The organism is Streptomyces sp. CNH189, from assembly GCF_000527195.1.
This window is the reverse complement of sequence record NZ_AZUS01000006.1, coordinates 221,088-236,609: the sequence shown is the minus strand read 5'-3', so window position 1 is coordinate 236,609 and position 15,522 is coordinate 221,088. Positions and strand designations below refer to the sequence as shown.

15 protein-coding genes are annotated in these 15,522 nt (G+C 69.5%); 3 read left to right on the top strand and 12 right to left on the bottom strand.

Going from position 1 to position 15,522, the window contains the following annotated elements:
- The first annotated feature begins 143 nt into the window (after positions 1-143).
- The 3 genes from B100_RS0111235 (at position 144) to B100_RS0111225 (ending at position 3,931) form a co-directional block, all read left to right on the top strand.
- Positions 144-1,334, top strand: a complete 1,191-nt coding sequence (locus tag B100_RS0111235) for a histidine kinase (RefSeq protein ID WP_024884530.1) — start codon at positions 144-146, stop codon at positions 1,332-1,334.
- Complete coding sequence (locus B100_RS0111230) at positions 1,334-1,975, top strand: response regulator transcription factor (RefSeq protein ID WP_024884529.1); 642 nt, start codon at positions 1,334-1,336, stop codon at positions 1,973-1,975. The genes B100_RS0111235 and B100_RS0111230 overlap by 1 nt, the downstream gene beginning before the upstream one ends.
- Before the next feature lie 129 nt (positions 1,976-2,104).
- Positions 2,105-3,931: a glycoside hydrolase family 18 chitinase gene (locus tag B100_RS0111225; protein ID WP_024884528.1), complete on the top strand. Its 1,827-nt coding sequence runs from the start codon at positions 2,105-2,107 to the stop codon at positions 3,929-3,931.
- 80 nt (positions 3,932-4,011) lie between these two features.
- On the opposite strand, the gene B100_RS0111220 is transcribed toward B100_RS0111225, so the two are convergent.
- From B100_RS0111220 to B100_RS0111165, 12 genes are all read right to left on the bottom strand, one after another.
- On the bottom strand, positions 4,012-4,458 hold the full coding sequence (locus tag B100_RS0111220) for a DUF2550 domain-containing protein (protein WP_024884527.1): 447 nt from the start codon (positions 4,456-4,458) through the stop codon (positions 4,012-4,014).
- Positions 4,459-4,586: 128 nt separating this feature from the next.
- Complete coding sequence (locus B100_RS0111215; protein WP_024884526.1) at positions 4,587-4,964, bottom strand: F0F1 ATP synthase subunit epsilon; 378 nt, start codon at positions 4,962-4,964, stop codon at positions 4,587-4,589.
- A 131-nt stretch (positions 4,965-5,095) separates the two neighbouring features.
- Positions 5,096-6,532, bottom strand: coding sequence for a F0F1 ATP synthase subunit beta (gene atpD / locus B100_RS0111210; protein ID WP_024884525.1), 1,437 nt, complete (start codon positions 6,530-6,532; stop codon positions 5,096-5,098).
- A complete protein-coding gene (locus B100_RS0111205) occupies positions 6,532-7,449 on the bottom strand; it encodes a F0F1 ATP synthase subunit gamma (protein ID WP_024884524.1) in 918 nt (305 codons plus the stop codon). The genes atpD and B100_RS0111205 overlap by 1 nt, the downstream gene beginning before the upstream one ends.
- A gap of 21 nt (positions 7,450-7,470) precedes the next feature.
- Positions 7,471-9,060 (bottom strand): F0F1 ATP synthase subunit alpha, encoded by a 1,590-nt coding sequence (gene atpA / locus B100_RS0111200; RefSeq protein ID WP_024884523.1) that lies wholly within the window; start codon positions 9,058-9,060, stop codon positions 7,471-7,473.
- Positions 9,061-9,208: 148 nt separating this feature from the next.
- Positions 9,209-10,024, bottom strand: a complete 816-nt coding sequence (locus B100_RS0111195) for a F0F1 ATP synthase subunit delta (RefSeq protein WP_024884522.1) — start codon at positions 10,022-10,024, stop codon at positions 9,209-9,211.
- Positions 10,021-10,566: a F0F1 ATP synthase subunit B gene (locus tag B100_RS0111190; RefSeq protein WP_024884521.1), complete on the bottom strand. Its 546-nt coding sequence runs from the start codon at positions 10,564-10,566 to the stop codon at positions 10,021-10,023. The genes B100_RS0111195 and B100_RS0111190 overlap by 4 nt, the downstream gene beginning before the upstream one ends.
- A 41-nt stretch (positions 10,567-10,607) precedes the next feature.
- On the bottom strand, positions 10,608-10,838 hold the full coding sequence (gene atpE / locus B100_RS0111185; RefSeq protein WP_024884520.1) for an ATP synthase F0 subunit C: 231 nt from the start codon (positions 10,836-10,838) through the stop codon (positions 10,608-10,610).
- Between the two features lie 76 nt (positions 10,839-10,914).
- Positions 10,915-11,736, bottom strand: coding sequence for a F0F1 ATP synthase subunit A (atpB, locus tag B100_RS0111180; RefSeq protein ID WP_024884519.1), 822 nt, complete (start codon positions 11,734-11,736; stop codon positions 10,915-10,917).
- A gap of 225 nt (positions 11,737-11,961) precedes the next feature.
- Positions 11,962-12,399, bottom strand: coding sequence for a Cg1360 family ATP-synthase-associated protein (locus B100_RS0111175; RefSeq protein WP_024884518.1), 438 nt, complete (start codon positions 12,397-12,399; stop codon positions 11,962-11,964).
- Between the two features lie 312 nt (positions 12,400-12,711).
- Entirely contained in the window at positions 12,712-14,055 is a 1,344-nt protein-coding gene (locus B100_RS0111170) for an undecaprenyl/decaprenyl-phosphate alpha-N-acetylglucosaminyl 1-phosphate transferase (protein ID WP_024884517.1), read from the bottom strand.
- A gap of 136 nt (positions 14,056-14,191) precedes the next feature.
- A complete protein-coding gene (locus tag B100_RS0111165; protein ID WP_024884516.1) occupies positions 14,192-15,430 on the bottom strand; it encodes a serine hydroxymethyltransferase in 1,239 nt (412 codons plus the stop codon).
- Between the last annotated feature and the right edge of the window lie 92 nt (positions 15,431-15,522).

Below are 15,522 nucleotides of genomic sequence, written 5' to 3'. Positions count from 1 at the left end.
GCCCGGTGGCGAGCTGATCACCACGCTCGGCATCCAGGCGCTCGCCGGCTGAGGCGGACCAGGACCCGAAGGGGGCGGTGCCCCGCGGTCGACGCGCCCCCGCGCCCCTTCGGACCGTCCGGCGGGTCGGCTTAGATGGGGGCATGGCCCTACGACAGCTCCGTCCGCCCCGTTTCGACGTGTCGGTGGCGCTCGCCGGGCTCCTGGGCGGACTGCTGCTGTGGGGCTTCGGGCTGGGGGTGCGGCCGGGCGACGACCCGATCGTGCTGTTCGACGGCCGGTGGGCGCTCCTGGTGCCGCTCGCCGTGATGGCCTGCTGCGAACTGCTGCGCCGCAGTGCCCCGCGTACCGCGGTGCTGGCCGGCACGCTGGCGCTGGCCGCGGACACGGTGACGCAGGGCAGCATCGCCACCATCGTGATGTACACCGACCTGGTGTACGCCGCCGTCGTCTACGGCACGCCCGCCACCGCACGCCGGCTGCCGTGGATCACCGGCGTCGTGACCGTCATGGCGACGCTGGTGCCGTACGCGGTGTGGCGGGTGCCCGAGGCCCTGCTGTTCGGGCTGGTGGCGGGCGCGGTGACGTTCGCGCCCGCGTCGACCGGCCTGATCGTGCGCAACCACCGGGACGCCGCCGACGCGGCCCGGCTGCGGGCCGAACAGACCGCGCTGCTGGCAGAGATGGACCGGGTCCAGGCGGTGACCGCGGAACGCGCCCGGATGGCCCGCGAGTTGCACGACATGGTCGCCAACCACCTCTCCGCGATCGCCATCCACTCCACCGCCGCCCTCTCCCTGGACGACCCCGGCACCTCCCGGGAGGCGCTGACGGTGATCCGGCGGAACAGCGTGCAGGGGCTGGCCGAGATGCGGCGGCTCATCGGGATCCTGCGCGACGGCGCCGACGACCGGGAGCCGTCCGCGACGCCCACCCTCGACGGTCTGGGTGCCCTGGTGGCGGGCGCCCGCGCCAACGGCCTCGACGTCACCCTGGACGCAGGGCACGGCGCCGTGCCCGCGCCGGTCGAGCTGGCCGCGTACAGGATCGTGCAGGAGTCGCTGACCAACGCGCTGAAGCACGCCTCGGCGGGTCCGGTCACCGTGTGCCTGCGGCGCCCGGCCGACGCCCTGGAGATCCGGGTGACCAGCGTCCACGGAGACCGGGACACCCCGCGCGCGCCGGGGTCGGGGGCCGGACTGGTCGGCATGCGGGAGCGGGCCGCCCTGCTGGACGGCACCTTCGAGGCCGGGCCGGAGAGCGGCCCGGACGGCACGCTGTGGGTGGTACGTGCCACCCTTCCCGTCACCGACGTCGAACAAGGAGAAGCCTGATGATCCGCGTCCTGGTCGCCGAGGACCAGTCCGCCGTGCGTGCGGGACTGGTCCTGATCCTGCGCAGCGCGCCGGACATCGAGGTGGTGGGAGAGGCGGAGGACGGTGAGCGGGCGGTCGAACTCGCCCGTGAACTGCGGCCCGACCTCGTGCTGATGGACGTGCAGATGCCGCGTCTCGACGGGGTGTCGGCGACCCGGAAGGTGGTCGCGGAGAACCTCGCGGACGTGCTGGTGCTGACCACGTTCGACCTCGACGAGTACGTGTTCGGGGCGCTGCGGGCCGGCGCGGCCGGGTTCCTGCTGAAGAACACGGAGGCGAAGGACCTGATCGAGGCGGTGCGCACGGTGGCGGGCGGTGAGGGGATAGTCGCCCCGGCCGTGACCCGGCGGCTGATCGCCGAGTTCGCGGCGAAGCCGGCCCGGCCGGTGACGGCCGACCCGTCGGTGCTGGACGCGCTCACCCGGCGCGAGCGGGAGGTGCTGTCCTGCCTCGGGGAAGGACTGTCCAACGCCGCCGTCGCCCAGCGCCTGGACATGGCCGAGGCCACGGTGAAGACGCACGTCAGCCGCCTGTTGGGCAAGCTGGAGCTGCGCAGCCGGGTGCAAGCGGCGGTTCTGGCCCAGGAGTTGGGGCTGTAAAGGTTTATTCACAAACAACTGCGCTCAGTGGTCCAGACCTATTGACCCGTGGTCCAGACCTTTCTATTCTCGCCGCACCGTGGGCACGAAGGCTCAGTCGTGCCCCCATCCCCCAGAAGGAGGCGCGGTATGCGCTTCAGACACAGAGTCGCGGCAGGGATCGCGACCCTCGTGCTCCCCTTCGCCGGCCTCGTAGGCCTCGCGAGCAACGCCCAGGCGGCGACGTCGGCGACCGCGACCTACGTCAAGACCCAGGACTGGGGCTCCGGCTTCGAGGGCAAGTGGACCGTCAAGAACACCGGCACCACCAGCCTCAGCTCCTGGACCGTCGAGTGGGACTTCCCCTCCGGCACCTCGGTCACCTCCGCCTGGGACGCCGACGTCACCTCCTCCGGCACCCACTGGACCGCCAAGAACAAGTCCTGGAACGGCACGCTCGCCCCCGGTGCCTCCATCAGCTTCGGCTTCAACGGCAGCGGCTCCGGCTCCCCCGCCAACTGCAAGCTCAACGGCGGCAGTTGTGACGGCGGCACCACCAACCCCGGCGACAACCCGCCGAGCGCCCCCGGCACCCCCACCGCCTCGAACGTCACCGACACCTCGGTGCGCCTGTCCTGGTCCGCGGCCACCGACGACAAGGGCGTCAAGAACTACGACGTGCTGCGCGACGGCTCCCGCGTCGCCACCGTGACCGGCACCTCGTACACGGACAGCGGCCTGGCCAAGGGCACGGACTACTCCTACACCGTGCAGGCCCGGGACACCGCCGACCAGACCGGCCCGGCCGGCGGCGCGGTGCGGGTCCGCACCACCGGCAACACCGAGGAGCCGCCGCCCACCGGCGACAAGGTCAAGCTCGGCTACTTCACCGAGTGGGGCGTCTACGGCCGCAACTACCACGTCAAGAACCTGGTGACCTCGGGCACCGCCTCGAAGATCACGCACATCAACTACGCCTTCGGCAACGTGAAGAACGGGCAGTGCACCGTCGACGACACGTACGCCGCCTACGACAAGGCCTACACCGCCGACCAGTCGGTCAGCGGCCAGGCCGACACCTGGGACCAGCCGCTGCGCGGCAACTTCAACCAGCTGCGCCAGCTGAAGGCGAAGTACCCGCACATCAAGGTGCTGTACTCCTTCGGCGGCTGGACCTACTCCGGCGGCTTCGGCCAGGCCGCGCAGAACCCCGCCGCGTTCGCCCGGTCCTGCAAGCAGGTCGTGGAGGACCCGCGCTGGGCCGACGTCTTCGACGGCATCGACATCGACTGGGAGTACCCCAACGCCTGCGGCCTGACCTGTGACAGCTCCGGCCCGGCGGCGTTCAAGAACCTCTCCCAGGCGCTGCGCAACGAGTTCGGCCAGAACTACCTGGTGACCGCGGCCATCACCGCCGACGGCTCCAACGGCGGCAAGATCGACGCGGCCGACTACGGCGGCGCCTCCCAGTACCTCGACTGGTACAACGTGATGACCTACGACTACTTCGGCGCCTTCAACGCGCAGGGCCCGACGGCCCCGCACTCGCCGCTCACGTCGTACGCGGGCATCCCACAGGCCGGCTTCAACTCCGCCGACGCCATCGCCAAGCTGAAGGCGAAGGGCGTCCCGTCCAAGAAGCTGCTGCTCGGCATCGGCTTCTACGGCCGCGGCTGGACCGGCGTCACCCAGTCCGCCCCCGGCGGCACCGCGACGGGCGCCGCGCCCGGCACGTACGAGGCGGGCATCGAGGACTACAAGGTCCTCAAGAACAGCTGCCCGGCCACCGGCACGATCGCCGGCACCGCGTACGCCCACTGCGGCACCAACTGGTGGTCCTACGACACCCCCGCCACCATCAACTCCAAGATGGCGTGGGCCAAGGCCCAGGGCCTCGGCGGCGCCTTCTACTGGGAGTTCAGCGGCGACACCAGCAACGGTGAGCTGGCGAGCGCCGTCGACGCCGGACTGCGGTAACCACTCCCCCTACCGGCAACGCACATCGCCCCTCCTCCCGGCCGGGAGGAGGGGCGATGTGCTTCACGGACGTCGGACGATCAGGCGACGTTCACCCTCTGCCCCGGAGGCGCCGCCTCCAGCCAGGCGAGGAAACCGGTCAGCGCGTCCTCGCTCATCGCGAGCTCCAGTCGCGTCCCCCGGTGCAGACAGGCGAGGATCACCGCGTCCGACAGCAGCGCCAGCTCCTCCTCGCCCTCGGGGACGCGGCGGCCGGCCACCTCGATCGCGGAGCGCTCCAGGACACGGCGGGGACGGGGGGCGTAGGAGAAGACCCGGTACCACTCGACCCGGTCGCCGTTGTAGCGGGCCACCCCGTACGCCCAGCCCTTGCCGCCGGTGTCGCTCTTCTCGGGGGCGTCCCAGCGCAGGCTGCAGTCGAAGGTGCCGCCGGAGCGCTGGATGAGGCGGCGCCGCAGGCCGAAGACGAAGAGCCCCACCACCACGAGGGCCACGACGATTCCGCACACAGTCAGAGCGAGGACCATCGACACCGACCTCCTCGTCTCCTAGGTAACGGAACGGAAAAATCATCCAGATCTGCCTCAGCCGCGACCGGCTCCGGATCGCTCCGGTGCCGGCCGCGGCTGAGTGACGTCATCTCACCGCGCCGGGATCAGCGCCCCGCCGTCGCCGCCCGCAGACGGACGTCCGCGGCGCGCTGGGCCTCGGCGTCGTCCTCCGCCTTCGCGCGGGCGAGCTCCTGCTCCGCGCGCTGGACGTCGATCTCGTCCGACAGCTCGGCGATCTCGGCCAGCAGGGACAGCTTGTTGTCCGCGAACGAGATGAATCCGCCGTGCACCGCGGCGACGATCGTGCCGCCCTCGGGCGTACGGATGGTCACCGGGCCCGACTCCAGCACACCGAGCAGCGGCTGGTGACCGGGCATGACGCCGATGTCGCCGGACGTGGTGCGCGCGACGACCAGGGTGGCCTCGCCGGACCAGACCTCTCGGTCGGCCGCGACCAGCGCGACGTGCAGCTCAGCAGCCAAGGTGGCTCCTCGGGTCACCACCCGGCGGTTGTGCCGGGTGTTGGTTACAAGTCTAGTGGGCGTGGCAGAGGGGGCGGGACGTGCCCGCCCCCTCAAGGGTGAGCCGTTCGGCTCACGTCAGAGCGCGGGGGTCAGGAGACGCCCAGCTCCTTCGCGTTCTTCTTCAGGTCCTCGATGCCACCGCACATGAAGAACGCCTGCTCCGGGAAGTGGTCGTACTCGCCGTCGCAGATCGCGTTGAAGGCCGCGATCGACTCGTCCAGCGGGACGTCCGACCCGTCGACGCCGGTGAACTGCTTGGCGACGTGGGTGTTCTGGGACAGGAAGCGCTCCACGCGACGGGCACGGTGGACGACGAGCTTGTCCTCCTCGCCGAGCTCGTCGATACCGAGGATCGCGATGATGTCCTGCAGGTCCTTGTACTTCTGCAGGATGTTCTTCACGCGCATGGCCGCGTCGTAGTGCTCCCGCGCGATGTAGCGCGGGTCCAGGATCCGGGACGTCGAGTCCAGCGGGTCCACGGCCGGGTAGATGCCCTTCTCGGAGATCGGACGGGAGAGCACCGTCGTCGCGTCGAGGTGGGCGAAGGTGGTGGCCGGGGCCGGGTCGGTCAGGTCGTCCGCGGGGACGTAGATCGCCTGCATCGAGGTGATCGAGTGACCACGGGTCGAGGTGATGCGCTCCTGGAGGAGACCCATCTCGTCGGCCAGGTTCGGCTGGTAACCCACCGCGGAGGGCATACGGCCGAGCAGGGTCGACACCTCGGAACCGGCCTGGGTGAAGCGGAAGATGTTGTCGATGAAGAACAGCACGTCCTGCTTCTGCACATCGCGGAAGTACTCCGCCATGGTCAGGCCGGCGAGGGCCACGCGCAGACGGGTGCCCGGGGGCTCGTCCATCTGGCCGAAGACGAGCGCGGTCTTGTCGATGACACCGCTCTCGCTCATCTCGTCGATGAGGTCGTTGCCCTCACGGGTGCGCTCACCGACACCGGCGAACACCGACACACCGTCGTGGTTGTTGGCGACGCGGTAGATCATCTCCTGGATGAGCACCGTCTTGCCGACGCCGGCACCGCCGAACAGGCCGATCTTTCCACCCTTGACGTACGGGGTGAGAAGGTCGATGACCTTGACGCCGGTCTCGAACATCTCGGTCTTCGACTCGAGCTCGTCGAAGTTCGGCGCCTTGCGGTGGATCGGCCAGCGCTCGCCCGTGTACTCCTCGTCGGTGTTCAGCACCTCACCGAGGGTGTTGAACACCTTGCCCGTGGTGAAGTCACCGACCGGCACGGAGATGGCGGCACCCGTGTCGGTCACCGGGGCCTGGCGGACCAGACCGTCGGTGGGCTGCATGGAGATGGTGCGGACCAGGCCGTCGCCCAGGTGCTGCGCGACCTCCAGGGTCAGCGTCTTGAGCTGGCCCTCGTTCGCCGGGTCGGCGACCTCGACGTGCAGGGCGTTGTAGATCTCCGGCATGGCGTCGACGGGGAACTCCACGTCGACGACCGGGCCGATGACCCGGGCGACGCGGCCCGTAGCCGTCGCGGTCTCAACAGTGGTGGTCATTAGTTGTCACTCCCCGCGGTCGCGTCGGCCAGGGCACTGGCGCCACCGACGATCTCGCTGATTTCCTGGGTGATTTCGGCCTGGCGGGCCGCGTTGGCAAGACGGGAGAGCGTGTTGATCAGCTCGCCCGCGTTGTCGGTGGCCGACTTCATCGCGCGCCGCGTGGCGGCGTGCTTCGAAGCGGCCGACTGGAGCAGCGCGTTGTAGATACGGCTCTCCACGTACCGCGGCAGCAGCGCGTCGAGGACGTCTTCCGCCGAGGGCTCGAAGTCGTACAGCGGCAGGATCTCGCCCTTGACGGCGTTCTCCTGGGCCACTTCCTCGAGGCGCAGCGGCAGCAGCCGGGAGCCGACCGCCGTCTGCGTCATCATCGACACGAACTCGGTGTAGACGATGTGGAGTTCGTCCACGCCGCCGTCCGCGGTCTCCGACTGCAGCGCCTCGATCAGCGGAGCCGCGACCTTCTTGGCGTCCGCGTACGAGGGCTCGTCGGTGAAGCCGGTGAACGTCTCCGCGATCGTGCGCTCACGGAAGTTGTAGTGGGCCACACCGCGCCGGCCGACGATGTACGTGTCGACCTGCTTGCCCTCGCGCTCCAGGCGCTCGGTCAGCTGCTCCGCCGCCTTGATGGCGTTGGCGTTGAAGGCGCCGGCCAGACCGCGGTCGCTCGTGAGGAGCAGGACCGCGGCACGGCTCGGGTTGTCCGCCTCCGTGGTGAGCGGGTGCTTGGTGTTCGACCCGGTTCCGACCGCCGTGACCGCGCGGGTGAGTTCCTGCGCGTACGGCGTGGAGGCCGCCACCTTGCGCTGCGCCTTGACGACGCGCGAGGCGGCGATCATCTCCATCGCCTTGGTGATCTTCTTGGTCGCGGTGACGGATCGGATGCGACGCTTGTAGACCCGGAGCTGAGCTCCCATGAGTCAGGTCCCTTCCTTACGTCACTTGGCGGCGGACGGGGCGTCCTCGCCGAGCAGCTTGCCGTCGCTCGTCTCGAACTGCTTCTTGAACTCGGCGATCGCGTCGGCCGCGGCCTGCAGGGTGTCGTCCGACATCTTGCCGCCCTCGCGGATGGAGGTCATGAGGCCCTGCTCCTTGCGGTGCAGGTACTCCAGGAGCTCCTTCTCGAAGCGACGGATGTCGACGACCGGCACCTCGTCCATCTTGCCGGTGGTGCCGGCCCAGACGGAGACGACCTGGTCCTCGGTCGACATCGGCTGGTACTGGTCCTGCTTCAGCAGCTCGACCATGCGCTGACCGCGCTCCAGCTGAGCCTTCGACGCGGCGTCCAGGTCGGAACCGAAGGCGGCGAACGCCTCCAGCTCACGGAACTGGGCGAGGTCCACGCGCAGACGGCCGGAGACCTGCTTCATCGCCTTGTGCTGCGCGGAACCACCGACTCGGGAGACGGAGATACCGACGTTCAGCGCGGGGCGCTGACCGGCGTTGAACAGGTCCGACTCCAGGAAGCACTGGCCGTCGGTGATGGAGATGACGTTGGTCGGGATGAACGCCGAGACGTCGTTGGCCTTGGTCTCGACGATCGGCAGACCGGTCATCGAACCGGCGCCCATCTCGTCGGAGAGCTTCGCGCAGCGCTCCAGCAGACGGGAGTGCAGGTAGAAGACGTCACCCGGGTAGGCCTCGCGGCCCGGCGGGCGGCGCAGCAGCAGCGAAACGGCGCGGTAGGCGTCGGCCTGCTTCGACAGGTCGTCGAAGATGATCAGGACGTGCTTGCCGTCGTACATCCACTGCTGGCCGATGGCCGAGCCGGTGTACGGCGCCAGGTACTTGAAGCCGGCCGGGTCGGACGCCGGGGCGGCGACGATGGTCGTGTACTCCAGCGCGCCGTTCTCCTCCAGCGCGCGGCGGACCGACGCGATGGTGGAGCCCTTCTGGCCGATGGCGACGTAGATGCAGCGGACCTGCTTCTTCGGGTCGCCGGAGCGCCAGTTGTCACGCTGGTTGATGATCGTGTCGACGGCCAGCGCGGTCTTGCCGGTCTGACGGTCGCCGATGATCAGCTGACGCTGACCACGGCCGATCGGGGTCATGGCGTCGACGGCCTTGTAGCCCGTCTCCATCGGCTCGTGCACCGACTTGCGCTGCATGACCGTGGGGGCCTGCAGTTCGAGGGCGCGGCGGCCCTCGGTCTCGATCTCGCCGAGGCCGTCGATCGGGTTGCCGAGCGGGTCGACCACACGGCCGAGGTAGCCCTCGCCGACGGCGACGGACAGCACCTCGCCGGTGCGGGTGACCGGCTGGCCCTCCTCGATGCCGCTGAACTCACCGAGGACGATGGCACCGATCTCGCGCTCCTCGAGGTTGAGGGCGAGGCCGAGGGTGCCGTCCTCGAACTTCAGCAGCTCGTTGGCCATGGCCGAGGGCAGGCCCTCGACCTTCGCGATGCCGTCACCGGCCAGGGTGACCGTACCGACCTCCTCGCGCGAGGCCGCGTCCGGCTTGTACGACTGGACGAAGTTCTCCAGCGCGTCCCGGATCTCCTCCGGCCGGATCGTGAGCTCCGCCATCTGAGTTCCCTGCTCTCCTTGTTGGGCCCGAAGTTTCACTTGGGGGGTATGGGGACTCCCCCCAATATGAGGTGAATCCTCTTCACGGCCCAACCAGGGCCGTAAGTGCGTACTGCTTACTGCTTACTGCTTATGAAGAATGTGGTGCCTAGCTCGCCAGCCGGCGGCTCGCGTCCTCGAGCCGGTCCGACAGGGAGCCGTTGATGACCTCGTCACCGACCTGCACCCGGATCCCGCCGACGACCGAGGGGTCGACGTCGAGGTTGAGGTGCATCCGCCGGCCGTAGAGCTTCGCGAGGGCGTCGCCCAGGCGCTGCTTCTGGCTGTCGCTCAGCGGTACCGCGGAGGTGACGACGGCCACCATGCGGTCCCGGCGGTCGGCGGCGAGCTTGGACAGGGACTCGAGCCCCGTCTCCAGGCTACGTCCACGCGGCGCGGTCACCAGTCGCGTCACCAGACGCTCGGTGGCCGCGTTCGCCCTGCCGCCGAGCAGGCTGCGCAGCAGCTCGCTCTTGGAGGAGGCGGGCGCGCTGCGGTTGGTGAGCGCGGCGCGCAGCTCGGTGCTGGAGGAGACGATCCGGCCGAACCGGAACAGCTCGTCCTCGACGTCGTCGAGCGCACCGGCCTTCTGGGCGGCGGTGAGGTCGGCGGTGTTCGCCAGCTCCTCCAGTGCGTCCACCAGGTCGCGGGACTGCGACCAGCGGGAGCGCACCATGCCGGCCACCAGGTCGGCGGCCGGACCGCTGACCTGCGAGCCGAGGAGGCGCCGGGCCAGGTCGGCCTTGGCGTCACCGGCCTGCGCCGGGTCGGTGAGGACCCGACGCAGCGACACCTCGCGGTGGAGCAGCGCGGTGACGGCGGCCAGCTCACCGGCGAGCGAGCCGGCGTCCATGGACGTGGAGTCCGTCAGCGCGTCGAGACGCTCGCGTGCGGCTGCCAGGGCGTCGCGGCTCGCTCCGTTCATCGTGCGGCCTCGGCCTTCTGGTCGAGCTCGTCGAGGAAGCGGTCGATCACGCGGCTCTGCCGGGCGTGGTCCTCGAGGGACTCGCCGACGAGCTTGCCGGCCAGTTCGGTGGCGAGCTTGCCGACGTCCTGGCGCAGCGCGGACGCGGCGGCCTTGCGGTCGGCCTCGATCTGGGCGTGACCGGCGGCGACGATCTCCTCGCGCTGCCGCTGGCCTTCCGCGCGCATCTCGGCGATGAGCGTGGCGCCCTGCTCCTGCGCCTCCTGGCGCAGACGCGCGGCCTCGTGCCGGGCCTCGGCGAGCTGGGCCTTGTACTGCTCGAGGACGCTCTGGGCCTCGGTCTGCGCGGCCTCAGCCTTCTCGATACCGCCCTCGATGGCCTCGCGCCGCTCTTCCAGAACCTTGTTGATGTTCGGGAGGAGCTTCTTGGCGAGGAAGCCGAAGACGATGACGAAGGCGATCAGGCCGATGACGAGCTCGGGGATCGGCGGGACGAGGGGATTCTCCATCTCCTCGGCCGCGATCGTGAGCATCGGGCTCATGGGTTTGCCTTTCGTCTAGTCGGCGGGAAGTTGATCCGCGATCACTTGCCGTAGACGAACGGCATGACCAGACCGATCAGGGCGAGCGCCTCACAGAACGCGAAGCCCAGGATCTGGTTGGCGCGGATCAGGCCGGCCGCCTCGGGCTGGCGGGCGAGGGCCTGGGTGCCGTTACCGAAGATGATGCCGACGCCGACGCCGGGGCCGATGGCAGCGAGGCCGTAACCGATGGAGCCGAGCGAGCCGGAAACAGCGGCAAGGGTCTGGGACATGCCAGTTCTTCCTTTTCTTTACGGACCGGTGGGGGTTGGCCACCGGACGATCAGGGGGTGGTGGTGCGGGGTGCGCTCAGTGGTGCTCGGCGAGCGCGCCCTGGATGTACGTGCACGTGAGGAGCACGAAGACGTACGCCTGAAGGGCCTGGATGAAAAGTTCGAAGGCCGTCATGACGATCGTCATGATGAAGCTGACGCCCGCGTAAGCGATGCCGACGCCGTTCAGCAGGTACCAGCTGGCGATCGTGAAGAGCAGCAGCAGGGTGTGGCCCGCGAACATGTTCGCGAAGAGACGCACGGCGTGCGTGAAGGGCCGCACCAGCAGGTTCGAGAAGAACTCGATGAGCATGGCCAGCGGCAGCACCGGGCCGAGAGACTTGTCGTAACCCGTGACGTTCTTGAAGAAGCCGACGAAGCCGTGCCGCTTGAACGTCAGCGAGACCCACAGGATGTACACGACAGCCGCGAGGACCGCCGGGTAGGCGATGATCGAGGTGACCGGGAACTGGGCGACCGGGATGATCGACCAGAGGTTCATCATCCAGATGAAGAAGAAGAGGGAGACGATCAGCGGAACGTACTTCTCCCCTTCCTTCTTGCCGATGGTCTCGTACACGACGCCGCGCCGGATGAAGTCGTATCCGGCCTCGGCGACCATCTGGAGCTTGCCCGGGACGACCTTCGGCTTACGGAAGGCGGCCCAGAAGAAGCCGATGATGACGAGCGAGCCGAGCAGGGCCAGCAGCATCGGCTTGTTGAAGTACAGGTTGCTGTCCGCGTCGCCCCAGAGGGGCTCGAACAGGAACGAGTGCAGGCCGGGAGCCGGGAAGCCACAGCCGTCGAAGATGTGGCAGTCGGTCTCGAAGGCGAGCACCTGCGTCGGGTCAGCACTCACCGCGGGCTCCTTCAGCGTGGCGCATAGGTACGGCAACCTCGTTGTGTCGGCGCGGCGCTGAGCCGCGGTTCGGCACGGGACTGGTGTTACGGATGTGGGGGCGGCTGGGGGGCATCTCGCCTCGCGATTGAGCAGGCGTCAGCAGGGATGCCCGCGCCCGCGATGCCGCAGTTGGCACCGGACGATAGCAGGGTCTTGCCGGCCTCTTTATCCCGCCCCTACCCGTCACGACGAGTGCCCCGATTTTTCGGACTTCGTGTCCGTCGTCGACTCGGGTTCGACGTAGAGAATCTTGGACTTCATGTGGGCCCGCGTCTGCGCCGCGATCCATGCCAGCGTGACGGCGACCAAGGTGATCGCGAAGGCCCGGGGGTTGAACAGCGTCGTGTTCTTGAAGACGGCGAGGAAGACGAACAGCAGCAGGATCTGTGCCGCGTAGAGCATCAGGCCCATCGCCTGGAAAAGATGCGGAAGCGATTTGGCGGTGCGCTGCAGGACGTAGAGACCGATCCCCATGAAGAGCATCGCCACCACGGTCGCGACGACGGCTCCGACCGCCCCCTTGCCGCCGGCCACCACAGCGCTGATGACGGCGGCGACAGCACCAACGGCAGCCGTGGGCACGGCGGCCTGGGCCAGGATCCGGACGTCATTGGACGGCATGGCGGCAACTCCGCAATTCACAGGGGGCAGTGTGTCGTCATGGACGAGCGTAAACCCCCGGGCCGGGTGCGAATTCACCGCACCGGTGAGCCGTCGCAGGGCGGCTCGTCGGCTCTTTCCGGGGTTCTCGTGAACGGTATCACAAACTATTTGATGCAGTCTTTACCTGAAAGGTGTGCGTGGAGTCACACATGAGGGGCAACGTGCGCGTCTGAGCGCGACAGGCAACCGAATGTCTGATATTGGCGCGATTCGTGACCCCAACGCCGCCCCATCGAAGCACCACGACTTGGCAATGCTCTAGTCGGATTCTTACCTTGCCCGTGAACGGTCGGCCAGGCGTGCGCGGGGTCCCACGGCACTCGCGCCGTTGACACCGGCGACACCCGCCGCCACCGGCGTACGGGCCTCGGAGGCCTCCTCCGGGCCCTGGGCGGGCTCTCCGCCCGGCTCCGGGGCGTCCTCGCTCCCCTCGGTCCCGGCCGTCCTCCTGCGCCGGTAGCGCGGCGGCACGACGGCCTCCGCCCAGCGCGGGGCACGCGGGGTGAAGCGGGGCAGCAGAAGCAGCACCAGCCCGAGGGTGGAGAGGATCACCACACTCAGCACGATCCACATCGACGCGGAGTTCACCGAGTAGGTGAGCGCGCCGAAGGCGATCAGCGCCGACCAGAAGTACATGATCAGCACCGCCCGGCTGTGCGAGTGGCCGATCTCCAGCAGCCGGTGGTGCAGGTGCCCGCGGTCCGCCGCGAACGGCGACTGCCCGCGCCAGGTGCGCCGGACGATCGCCAGGATCAGGTCGGCCGCCGGCACCGCGATGATGGTCAGCGGCAGCAGCAGCGGGATGTAGACCGGCACCGTCTGGTGCACGGCCTCCTTCTCCGAACCGGCGAACAGCTTCAGCGCGTCCGGGTCCACCTGGCCCGTGACGGAGATCGCGCCGGCCGCCAGCACCAGGCCGATCAGCATCGAGCCGGAGTCACCCATGAAGATCCGCGCCGGGTGCATGTTGTGCGGCAGGAAGCCCAGGCACATGCCCATCAGGATGGCCGCGAACAGCGTCGCCGGGGCGGCCGCCTCGATGCCGTACGAGTACCAGATGCGGTAGGCGTACAGGAAGAACGCGGCCGCCGCGATGCACACCATGCCGGCCGCGAGACCGTCCAGCCCGTCCACGAAGTTGACCGCGTTGATGGTGATGACGACCAGGGCGACGGTGAGGAGCGTGCCCTGCCACTGGGTGAGCGCGACCGAGCCGACACCCGGGATCGGCAGCCACAGGATCGTCAGACCCTGCATGACCATCACGCCGGCGGCGATCATCTGCCCGCCCAGCTTGATCAGGGCGTCGATCTCGAACTTGTCGTCCAGCACACCGATCAGCCAGATCAACGCGGCCCCGGAGAGCAGCGCGCGTGGCTCGTTGGAGTTCTCGAAGAGCTGGTCGAGGTTGGTGAGGTGGTCGGCGACCAGCAGGCCCGCGCACAGACCGAAGAACATCGCGATCCCGCCGAGCCGCGGAGTGGGCTCCCGGTGCACGTCACGTGCCCGGATCTCCGGCATCGCCCCCGCCACGATCGCGAACTTCCGCACCGGTCCCGTCAGGAGGTACGTCACCGCGGCCGTGATGCAGAGCGTCAGCAGGTATTCACGCACGGGCTTCCCCACAGATCTCGCTGGCCTTCACAGCCCCACACCCTAGCGAGGGGCGCATAGGAGTGGGGACTTCCGGGTACCGACGATGGTTGCACGGACGGCCGTGCCCGCGGCCGCTCCCCCCGTCCGGCCCCGCTCAGCGGGGGTACGGCGGGAAGGCCGCCACCAGCTCCCGCACGTCCTCCCGGGCCCGCGCCGGATCCGTACCGCCGCGCAGCACGCTCGCCAGCAGCCCGGCGACCAGCGTCATCTCGCGGGTGCCCATGCCCTGTGTGGTGACCGCCGCCGTGCCCAGGCGCAGCCCGCGGTCGTCGTCGTGCGGCAGGGCGCAGCAGTCAAGGACCAGGCCCGCCGCCGCCAGCCGGCCCCGCGCGGTGCGTCCGTCGACGCCGAGCGGGGACGGGTCGGCGGTGATCAGGTGGGTGTCGGTGCCGCCGGTGGTGACCACCAGCCCCTCGGCGGCGAGCCCGGCGGCCAGCGCCCGCGCGTTGGTCACCACCTGGTGGGCGTACGCGGCGAACGCCGGGGTCGCCGCCTCGCCGAAGGCGACCGCCTTGGCGGCGATGGTGTTCATCTGCGCGCCGCCCTGGGTGAAGGGGAACACCGCCCGGTCCACGCGCTCGGCCAGCTCCTCGCCGCAGAGGATCATCCCGCCGCGCGGCCCCCGCAGCACCTTGTGCGTGGTCGCGCACACGATGTCCGCGTACGGCACCGGACTGGGCGCCGCTCCCCCGGCGATCAGCCCCATCGGGTGCGCCGCGTCCGCGATGAGGTAGGCGCCCACGTCGTCGGCGATCTCGCGGAAGAACGCGTAATCGATGTGGCGGGGGTAGGCGATGGAGCCGCACACGATCGCCTTGGGGCGGTGGGCGCGGGCGAGGGTGCGCACCTGCTCGTGGTCGATCAGGCCGCTCTCCGCGTCCACCCCGTAGCCGACGAAGTCGAACCAGCGGCCGGAGAAGTTCACCGGCGAGCCGTGGGTGAGGTGACCGCCGTACGGCAGGCCGAGGGCGAGGACGGTGTCGCCGGGGCGCAGCAGGGCGGCGTAGGCGGCGAGCACGGCGGAGGAGCCGGAGTGCGCCTGCACGTTGGCGTGGGCGGCCCCGAACAGCGCCTTGGCGCGGTCCACGGCGAGGCGCTCGGCGACGTCGACGATCTCGCAGCCGCCGTGGTGGCGGTTGCCCGGGTAGCCCTCGGCGTACTTGTTGGCCAGCGGCGAGCCGAGGGCGGCCAGCACGGCCGGTGACATGAAGTTCTCGGCGGCGATCAGCTGCAGCGTGGCCGCCTGCCGCTCGCGCTCGCCGAGCAGCACCTCGGCGAGCTCGGGGTCCTGCCGGCGCAGGACATCGGCCTCGAGCGCATGGGTGACCGTCATCGTGGACTCCCGGACGTCGGCACTGACGTACGACCAATGTAGGCCCGCCCGTCCCGGTGCGCCCGTGTTCCTGCACCCGTCGTCGGAGGCGG

Excerpts from the sequence above, each read along its gene's own strand:
- B100_RS0111235 (WP_024884530.1), top strand. The coding sequence starts at position 144 with ATGGCCCTACGACAGCTCCGTCCGCCCCGTTTCGACGTGTCGGTGGCG.
- B100_RS0111230 (WP_024884529.1), top strand. The coding sequence starts at position 1,334 with ATGATCCGCGTCCTGGTCGCCGAGGACCAGTCCGCCGTGCGTGCGGGA.
- B100_RS0111225 (WP_024884528.1), top strand. The coding sequence starts at position 2,105 with ATGCGCTTCAGACACAGAGTCGCGGCAGGGATCGCGACCCTCGTGCTC.
- B100_RS0111220 (WP_024884527.1), bottom strand. The coding sequence starts at position 4,458 with ATGGTCCTCGCTCTGACTGTGTGCGGAATCGTCGTGGCCCTCGTGGTG.
- atpD (WP_024884525.1), bottom strand. The coding sequence starts at position 6,532 with ATGACCACCACTGTTGAGACCGCGACGGCTACGGGCCGCGTCGCCCGG.
- B100_RS0111205 (WP_024884524.1), bottom strand. The coding sequence starts at position 7,449 with ATGGGAGCTCAGCTCCGGGTCTACAAGCGTCGCATCCGATCCGTCACC.
- atpA (WP_024884523.1), bottom strand. The coding sequence starts at position 9,060 with ATGGCGGAGCTCACGATCCGGCCGGAGGAGATCCGGGACGCGCTGGAG.
- B100_RS0111195 (WP_024884522.1), bottom strand. The coding sequence starts at position 10,024 with ATGAACGGAGCGAGCCGCGACGCCCTGGCAGCCGCACGCGAGCGTCTC.
- B100_RS0111190 (WP_024884521.1), bottom strand. The coding sequence starts at position 10,566 with ATGAGCCCGATGCTCACGATCGCGGCCGAGGAGATGGAGAATCCCCTC.
- atpE (WP_024884520.1), bottom strand. The coding sequence starts at position 10,838 with ATGTCCCAGACCCTTGCCGCTGTTTCCGGCTCGCTCGGCTCCATCGGT.
- B100_RS0111175 (WP_024884518.1), bottom strand. The coding sequence starts at position 12,399 with ATGCCGTCCAATGACGTCCGGATCCTGGCCCAGGCCGCCGTGCCCACG.
- B100_RS0111165 (WP_024884516.1), bottom strand. The coding sequence starts at position 15,430 with ATGACGGTCACCCATGCGCTCGAGGCCGATGTCCTGCGCCGGCAGGAC.